The sequence below is a fragment of the Streptomyces sp. genome, assembly GCF_050698815.1.
GTDB lineage: Bacteria > Actinomycetota > Actinomycetes > Streptomycetales > Streptomycetaceae > Streptomyces.
The window spans coordinates 1-2,950 of sequence record NZ_JBOHCV010000224.1; the positions used below are offsets into that span (position 1 = coordinate 1).

Sequence of the window (2,950 nt, forward strand, 5' to 3'; positions counted from 1 at the left end):
GGCTCCAGCCGGGGGACCCGGCCCAGGCACTTCTGTCCCGCCTCACGGGCAAGTCCAGGGCGGTCGACCCCGCCCAGCTGGAGGCCGTCCGCAAGATGCTCGGTGCGCCGGACGGAAACCTGGTGACGCAGTACTGGGACTACCTCGGTACGCTCGCCCACGGGCAGTTCGGTATCTCGTACACCTACTACCCGTACACCGTGTCCGACGTCATCGCTGAGGCGATCCCCTGGACCCTGGTGCTGGTCGGCGTCACTCAGGTCCTCTCCTTCGTCATCGGCACGATGCTCGGGGCGTGGGCCGCGTACCGGCGCAACACCAGGACCGACTCGCTGATCACTCTCGGGTCGACCTTCGTCGGCACTCTGCCCTTCTTCTGGCTCGCGCTTCTGCTGATCTTCGTCTTCGCCATCACCCTCCGCTGGTTCCCCGACGGAGGCGGCTACGGCGGCGGCAGCGAGCCGGGTTGGAACTGGCTGTTCTTCTCCGACGCCTTTCAGCACAGCGTGCTGCCCGCCCTGTCACTGCTGGTCACCGGGCCGATCGGATGGATCCTCGGGATGCGCAACAACATGGTGCAGACCCTCGGTGAGGACTACGCACGCCTGGCCCGCGCCAAGGGCCTGCCGCGCCCCAGGATCGCCCTGACCTACGGCGCCCGGATCGCCATCCTGCCGAACGTCACCGGCTTCGCGATCGCACTGGGCGGCATCCTCGGCGGCACCGTGCTGGTCGAGACCATATTCAACTATCCAGGTATGGGGCGGCTGTTGCTGGAGGCGGTGTCCAACAAGGACTTCCCGCTGATGCAGACGCTGTTCCTGTTCACCACCGTCGGCGTGCTGATCGCGAACTTCCTCGCCGATGTGGCGTACGGATTTCTCGACCCCCGGGTCCGGCGGACGGAGGCCGTATGACCACCCCGAGCAATACGCCGATCACCACACCGGCCGCGATCGCGGGCGACACCGAGAGCGTAGGGATCGCCGTCGCCGCGGCCGGCGGGTCCGGGCGGCTGCCCGGCTGGTTCGTCATCCTGTGGCGCAACGGCAAGTGCCGCGTCGGGCTGATGCTGCTGGCCGGGTTCGTCCTCGTCGCCGTACTCGCCCCGTTGATCGCGCCGTTCGGTCCCCGCGTGGACGAGTTCGCCGGCTCCCAGGGCCCGTCGGCCGCCCACTGGCTCGGCACGACGGCCCGCGGCGAGGACGTGTACTCCCAGATCGTCTACGGGGCGCGCACCTCCCTGCTGGTGGGAGTGGTGGCCGGAGTGCTCTCCACCCTGATCGCGATGGCCGTCGGACTCACCGCCGGGTATCTGCGGGGCATGGTCGACGAGGTGCTGTCTTTCTTCATCAACCTCGGCCTCGTGGTGCCGGTCCTGCCGCTGATGATCACCTTGGCCGCGTACGCACCGGTCAAGGGTCTGGGACTCATCATCGTCGTGATCACGGTCACCGGATGGGCCTTCGGCGCCCGCATCAAGCGCGCCCAGATCATCACGCTGCGTACCCGGGACTACGTCACCGCGGCCAAGTTCGCAGGCGACGGCACGGCGAGGATCATCGCGTACGAGATCGTGCCCAACATGATGTCGCTGATCGTCGTCGGGTTCATGGGTTCGGCCCTCGGCGCGATCGGCGCCGAGGCGGGCCTGGCCTTCCTCGGACTGGGAGACGCGCAGACGACGAGCTGGGGCACGATGCTCAACCAGGCCAGCATGGGCGGCGCGATGACGACCGGTCAGTGGGCGTGGCTGGTGGCGCCCGGTCTGGTCCTCGCGCTGCTGGTCACCTCGTTCACACTCATCAACTTCGGCGTCGACGCGCTGAGCAACCCGCATCTGAGGGAGGACTGACATGGCTCTGCTCCAGGTCTCGGACCTGAGTGTCACCTACAGCCCCCGCGACTCCGCGGCCGTACGGGCGGTCGACCAGGTCAGCTTCCAGGTCGACCAGGGCGAGTTCGTCGGGCTGCTCGGCGAGTCGGGCTGCGGCAAGTCGACCCTGGGGCACGCGATCCTGCGGCTGCTGGAGAAGCCGGCCGCGATCACCGGCGGCACCATCACGTTCGACGGACGCGATGTGACGCACATCGACGACGACGAGTTCCGCCCGCTGCGGTGGGCCGACCTGTCGACCGTCTTCCAGTCCAGCATGAACTCGCTCAATCCGGTGATCACCGTACGCGAGCAGTTCGCCGACACCTTCGCCGCGCACCCCGAGGCCGCGGGCGACAACCTGGACGTGGACGAACGCGCGGGCGAGCTGCTGGACATGGTCTCGCTGGGACGCGACGTGCTGCGCCGCTACCCGCACGAGCTCTCGGGCGGCATGAAGCAGCGCGTCGCCCTCGCCCTGGCCCTCGCGCTGCGGCCGCGGTTCGTGCTGCTCGACGAACCGACCACCGGCCTCGACGTGGTGGTGCAGCGCGACATCCTCGACCGGCTGCGGGAGTTGCAGCGCAAGCTCGGCTTCGCCGTGCTGTTCATCAGTCACGACCTCGGCACGGTCATGGAGATGGCCGACCGGGTGATGGTGATGTACGCGGGCGAGATCGTCGAGGACCAGCCCTCGGCCGACATGGTCGCCGACCAACTGCACCCCTACAGCGCGGGCCTGCTCGGCTCGTACGCCGACCCGCGCGACGAGGTCGTCCAAGTCGCGTTCATGCCCGGCCGGCCGCCGGACCTCTCCCGCAAGCACTCCGGCTGCCTGTTCGAGCCTCGCTGCCCGGTGTCCGTGGACGCCTGCCGTACGCAGCACCCCGAACTGCTGCCCGCGGCGCGGGGACAGGCCCGGTGCCTGCTGGTGGAGCAGTCCCCGGACGAAGGCGCACCGCTGCGGGCGGCGGCGCCGCTCGACCAGCTCGGAACGGTCTTCTCCGCCGGTGCCGAAGACCACGCCCGGGGCGCGGCGGATGCCGCACCGGTGCTGGTGGTGGACGGCGTCGG

At 69.2% G+C, this 2,950-nt stretch carries 3 protein-coding genes; all 3 read left to right on the forward strand.

Annotated elements, in window-relative coordinates; translation table 11 throughout:
• Positions 1-917, forward strand: a 917-nt coding sequence (locus ACRDP3_RS08210) for an ABC transporter permease (protein WP_431516184.1), incomplete at its 5' end; no start/stop codon positions are given.
• Entirely contained in the window at positions 914-1,855 is a 942-nt protein-coding gene (locus ACRDP3_RS08215; protein ID WP_431516185.1) for an ABC transporter permease, read from the forward strand. The genes ACRDP3_RS08210 and ACRDP3_RS08215, both read left to right, overlap by 4 nt.
• A 1-nt stretch (position 1,856) precedes the next feature.
• Positions 1,857-2,950: ABC transporter ATP-binding protein (locus ACRDP3_RS08220; RefSeq protein ID WP_431516186.1), on the forward strand; the 1,094-nt coding region annotated here is incomplete at its 3' end.

Bases quoted from the DNA above. Each gene is read 5' to 3' on its own strand.
- ACRDP3_RS08215 (WP_431516185.1), top strand. From the start codon at position 914: ATGACCACCCCGAGCAATACGCCGATCACCACACCGGCCGCGATCGCG.